This window comes from Kitasatospora sp. NPDC057595, assembly GCF_042800875.1.
In the GTDB taxonomy this organism is placed as follows: Bacteria; Actinomycetota; Actinomycetes; order Streptomycetales; family Streptomycetaceae; genus Kitasatospora.
On record NZ_JBHVGL010000052.1, the window covers coordinates 1 to 5,314 of the forward strand.

At 71.3% G+C, this 5,314-nt stretch carries 3 protein-coding genes and 1 pseudogene; all 4 read right to left on the reverse strand.

The features are described from left to right. Positions 1–43: 43 nt before the first annotated feature. Entirely contained in the window at positions 44–769 is a 726-nt protein-coding gene (locus ACFU9E_RS35225; RefSeq protein ID WP_380688028.1) for a DUF742 domain-containing protein, read from the reverse strand. Between the two features lie 161 nt (positions 770–930). After that, positions 931–1,344, reverse strand: a complete 414-nt coding sequence (locus tag ACFU9E_RS35230; RefSeq protein WP_344345973.1) for a roadblock/LC7 domain-containing protein — start codon at positions 1,342–1,344, stop codon at positions 931–933. A gap of 10 nt (positions 1,345–1,354) precedes the next feature. After that, positions 1,355–4,816 (reverse strand): nitrate- and nitrite sensing domain-containing protein, encoded by a 3,462-nt coding sequence (locus ACFU9E_RS35235; protein WP_380688030.1) that lies wholly within the window; start codon positions 4,814–4,816, stop codon positions 1,355–1,357. Positions 4,817–5,215: 399 nt separating this feature from the next. Next, positions 5,216–5,314, reverse strand: a pseudogene (locus ACFU9E_RS35240) (ATP-binding protein); the annotation flags it as partial.

Sequence of the window (5,314 nt, forward strand, 5' to 3'; positions counted from 1 at the left end):
GACGATCTTCGCGGAGGTGGTGGCGCGGGTGGGGGCGGCCGCGTTAGAGCTTGCGAAGTCCACTGAGGACCCTTTCGAGCAGCGTGACGTCGGGCTGGGTTCCGGATTCGCCGCCGGAAGCGGGCTGGTGGATGGCGACCAGGCCGGCCTCGGCCAGGTCGGCCACGAGGATCCGGGCCACTCCCAGGGGAAGGGAGAGCAGCGCCGAGACCTCGGCCACGGACTTGACCTCGGTGCACAGGGTGCAGATCCGCTGGTGCTCGGGGAGCAGGGTGGCCAGGCGTTGCGGATCCACGTTGGCGGAGACGAGCGCCTCCAGGGCGAGCTCGTACCGGGGCCTGGTGCGTCCTCCGGTCATCGCGAACGGGCGGATCAGCGGGCCGGAGTCCACCTCGTCGTCGTAGTCGTCGCCAGTCCCGAAGTCCTGGACCGGCCCGTGGTGGCCGGGAACGTGGGCGGGCTGTCCGGCCGACTGCCCGACGGCCGGGCCGCGGCCGGGGAGGTGGCCGGGGTGCTGTCCGACCGTCCCGTCCGGGTAGCCGGGCGGCGGAGCGTCGTACGAGGGCCGGGGCTGGGCGTACTGGTCGTACTGTCCCGGCGGGTACGGCCGGCCGTACGACGGCTGACCGTAGTGCTGGCCGTGCTGGCCGTGGAGCGGCTGGCCGTACTGCTGACCGTGGCCGACGACGCCGGGTGCTCCGAAGGCGTCATGGCCTGTGCCAGGGTACGGAACGCCGTATTGGCCGCTGCGGTCGTCGGGCGGTGTCACGGTTCCTCTCCTCACAGGGTGCGGCGGTGCGGTGCGAGCTCGGGCACTGGTCCTGAGCCGGTGGTGCGAAGGCCGTACAACGCCCGAACCCGAGCCCGCCGAAGCGGGCCCGGGACGGACGTGGAGGTGCTTCGAATACCTGGACGGTATCCGACGGACCGTCAGTGCAGGAGACTGCCCTGGAGTTCTGCGCGGAGTGCGGGGGTGAGGACGGCGCCGGCGCGGTCGACGAGCAGCGCCATCTCGTAGCCGACCAGGCCGATGTCGGAGTCGGGGGAGGCCAGGACGGCGAGTGCGGAGCCGTCGCTGATGGCCATCAGGAACAGGAAGCCGCGTTCCATCTCGACGACGGTCTGGTTGACCTCGCCGCCCTCGAAGATCCGGCTGGCGCCGGTGGTGAGGGAGGTGAGGCCGGAGGCGACGGCGGCGAGCTGGTCGGCGCGGTCGCGGGGGAATCCCTCGGACATGCACAGCAGGAGGCCGTCCGCGGAGACCACCACCGTGTGCGACACCCCGGGGGTGTTGTCCACGAAATTGGTGATCAGCCAGTTCAGGTTCTGTGCGGCCTGGCTCATCTGACTCAACTCAACGCTCCTGGTGGTTCGAGCCGCCGAAGAGATCGGTGCTGCGATTCTGCTGTCCGTTGCCGGACTGGTCTACCTGATCGGGGTCGATCCGGAAGCTTCCGGTGGTCCCGGCGCTGCGGCCCTGCTCGACGCCGCGGCGCAGGTTGGTGAGCCGGCCGCGGACCTCCTCGGGCGCGCGGGAGACCTGCGGTCCGTCCTGCGGGGTGGGCTTGGCGTTGCCCGCCACCAGGTTCTGCTTCGGCACGCGCCGGGGCAGGCCGGCGGGGGTGGTGCCGCCGGAGGAGGGCTCGCGCAGCTTCTCGGCCCGCTGCCAGTCACCGTCGTTGGGGGACTGCCAGTCGGCGTTGCCGGCGGCGGTCGGGCCGGTGGGCCCGTAGCCGCCGAGGGCGGACACGTCGTGGCCGCGGGGCTCGGCCGGGGTGGCGGAGGTGTCCTTGGCGCCGGTGAACCAGTTCGGGCTGTCGCCGCCGCCGTTGCCGTCCTGGCCGGACGGGAAGCCACCACCGGCCAGCTGCTGGCCGGGGCGGCGCTGCGGCAGCCCGGACGGCAGCGTGGTGGGGGCGGCGGGGGCGCTGTCGGCGGCCGGGAGGGCGGGCTGCTCGGGGGCGTACGGGTGGCCCGCCGGGGCCTCCTCGGTCGGCCGGCCGTACTGCTCGCCGGCGTAGCCGGACCCGTCGTAGCCGGTGTCCTGGCCGTACTCGTCCGTCCGGCCGTACTCGTCGTAGCCCTGCTGCGGGTACTGGCCGTAGCCGTCCTGCTGGTAGCCGTCCTGGCGGTAGCCCTCGGCGTCGTAGCCGCCGTCCTGGCCGTACTCGTCCTGGTAGCCGTACTGGTCGTCGGCGTAGCCGGACTGCCCGTAGCCCTGCTGCGGGTACTGCTCGTCCTGGGCGTAGGCCTCGTCGTTGCGGCGGCCGTAGGCCGGGTACTCCTCGTCGACCTCGGCGTCCAGCACCGGCGGCTGCCCGTCCTGCGGTCCGGCCTCCAGCGCGGCGCGGCGGACCTGGTCCAGGCGCTGCGAGCGCTGGACGGCCTCCAGGGCCGGGCTGAAGCCGGTGGGGCCGGCGTTGCCCATCCCGGTGAGGTGGTCGTCGAAGCCGAGTTCGGCGGCGCTGCGGACCGGGTCGTGGTCGACGGCCCACTCGGGGGCCGGCTCCTGGTCGGCGAAGATCCGGGAGACGGTGAACTGCTCCTCGGGCTCCGGAGCCGCGGCCATCTGGGTCACGAACGGCGGCAGCATGACCAGCGAGGTGGTGCCGGCCGACTCGCCGGACGGGCGGAGCTGGACGCGGATGTCGTGCCGCTGGGAGAGCCGGCCGACCACGAACAGGCCCATGCGGCGGGAGATGGTGGCGTCGACCGTGGGCGGCTCGGCCAGCTTCTCGTTGATCTCCGCGAAGTCCTCGGCGGTGAGGCCGATGCCCTTGTCGTGGATCTCGACGAGCACCCGGCCGTCCGGCAGCCGGGTCGCGTTGACCAGCACCCGGGTCTGCGGACTGGAGAACGTGGTGGCGTTCTCCAGCAGCTCGGCGAGCAGGTGGACGAGGTCGGTCACGGCGGCGCCGACGACCTCGGCCTCGGGGATGCCGGAGAGCTCGACGCGCTCGTACTGCTCCACCTCGGACGCGGCGGCGCGCAGCACGTCGACCAGCGGGACCGGGGTGTTCCAGCGGCGGCCGGCCTCCTCGCCCGCGAGGACGAGCAGGTTCTCACCGTTGCGGCGCATACGGGTGGCGAGGTGGTCCAGCTTGAAGAGGTTCTCCAGCTGGTCCGGGTCGGCCTCGTTGTTCTCGAGGTCGGTGATCAGCGCCAGCTGGCGCTGGATCAGGCTCTGGCTGCGGCGCGACAGGTTGGTGAAGATCGCGTTGACGTTGCCTCGCAGCAGCGCCTGCTCGGCGGCGAGCGCCACCGCCTGCCGGTGGACCTGGTCGAAGGCCCGGGCGACCTCGCCGATCTCGTCCTTGCCGTGCAGCGGGATCGGGGTGACGTTGGTGTCCACCCGGTCCGGGTCGGTCTTGGAGAGCCGCTCGACCAGCTCGGGCAGACGGTGGTCGGCGATGTCGAGGGCGGCGTTGCGCAGGGTGCGCATGCCGAGGATCATCGAGCGGGCCACGTAGCCGGTGAGGACACCGGCCAGGATCAGTGCGGTGAGCACGATCAGCGAGTTGAGGATGGCGTCGAAGCGGGCGTTGTCGCGCAGCTCGGCGGCGTCCACGAGCACGTCGTCCAGCAGCGCGACCTCGGTGGCGCGGAGGCTGGCCATGTGGGTGTTGGCGGCCTGGTTCCAGTTCTCCGGCGTCAGACCGGAGTCCTTGGCGTCCTTGTAGGCGCGGTCGGCGATCTCCTTGCCCTGGGACTGGCCGTTGGCGGCCGCCTGGGTGTAGGCGGTGCCGAGGTTCAGCAGGCCCTGCATGGTCGGCACGCTGCCGTTGGGCATCCGGTAGGCCGCGCGCTGGTCGGCGTTGGCCTGGACGACCTGGGCGTCGGCGTACTTCTTGGCGTCCTCGGGGGCGCTGCCGGTGTTGAACTCGGAGAGCGCGGTCTGTTCCAGGCGCTGGGCGACCAGCAGCTGCTGGATGAGGTCGACGTTCTCGTACCGGGTGGTCTTCTGGGCGGAGATGCCGACCAGCAGCTGCAGCATGAGGGCGCGCTGGGTCGAGGCCGAGGCCTTGGCCAGCGACATGGCGTAGATCGAGCGGCCCTTGCTGGTCAGGTTGGACGAGCCGAGGCCGACCGAGTTGTCGTAGGACAGCAGCGGGGCGAACATCACCGAGTAGGCGCTGACGGTCGCGGAGGCGAACAGGTTGTCGGCGTAGGCGGTGGCACGCAGCTGCGGCAGGTAGACGACCACCTGCTGGAAGGCCTCGTGCCGTCGGGGGAGTTCGCCGGACTTGTCGCTGGCCTCGTAGGCCGCGTTGTAGGCCTTGAGGGCGGCATCGGTGGTCGAGCGCGCCTTGGTGACGTCGTTGTTCGGGTCCTGCTTGGTGATCAGGGGTATGAGCGTCTTGTCGCGCTCGCTCTCCAGGGCCTCGGCGAGCTCGGTGGCGGCCTTGGCGAGGGTGGCGGTGCGCTGGGCGCGGTCGGCCTTGATGAAGCCGTCGATCGAGGTGTTGACGCGCAGGCCGCCGAAGACCAGGGCGATGACGACCGGGATCAGCAGGATCGCGATCAGTCGGGCGGGCACGCGCCAGTTGCGCGGGCGCACGAAGTCGTACCGGCTGCTCTTGGGGCCGTTGTCGTTCGTGCCGCTGCCGCCGGAGCCGGTACCGGTGGTGGAGCCGGTGTCCTGGCCCGACGCGCGGTCCTTGCCGGGGTTCGGCTGCTGCGGTGCCGGGGCCGTTTGCGGCCGTTCCTCGACCGGCGTGAACGCCGAGAACCCGCCCGGTTCCGGTGCGGTGCCGTTCGGCTCGCTCTGGCGGGGCTCGGAGCGCCGCTGCGGGGCGACCTGCTGCTTACGCCTCACTCGACAACTACCTCTCGGCCGACAGCCGGCCATGGATCAATCCAGCGCTACCCCGGGGGCCGCCCGCTCCGGGGAACGGCAGCCGTATGGGATCCAGGGGTAGCTGGAATTTCAGCACGTGCAGGGATGGGGGACAAACAGCTGCTGGTGGGCGGAGCGGGAGGTGCAATTCAGGACATTCACCGACATGTTGGAGCAAAACTGTGGTCTTCTGGCGCTGAGTGATGCCGATTCGCTACAAACAGTCATTGTTGATCACGAAATGCCTACCGAACTGTTATCCGCCGCTTATGCGAGGGTCTTGCGCGAGGCGCCCGGACGACACCTCTCCGCAAGCGAACGCGCCCCGGTACCCCGTCGGCGCGACGGGGTACCGGGGCCGCCGGCCTCGGTGTCCGCTCAGCGCAGGCGGGCGAGGAGGGCGTGTTCGACGAGGGTGATGAGGGCGCTCTTGGCGCTGTCGCGGCGTCGGGCGTCGAGGGTGATGACGGGGGTGTC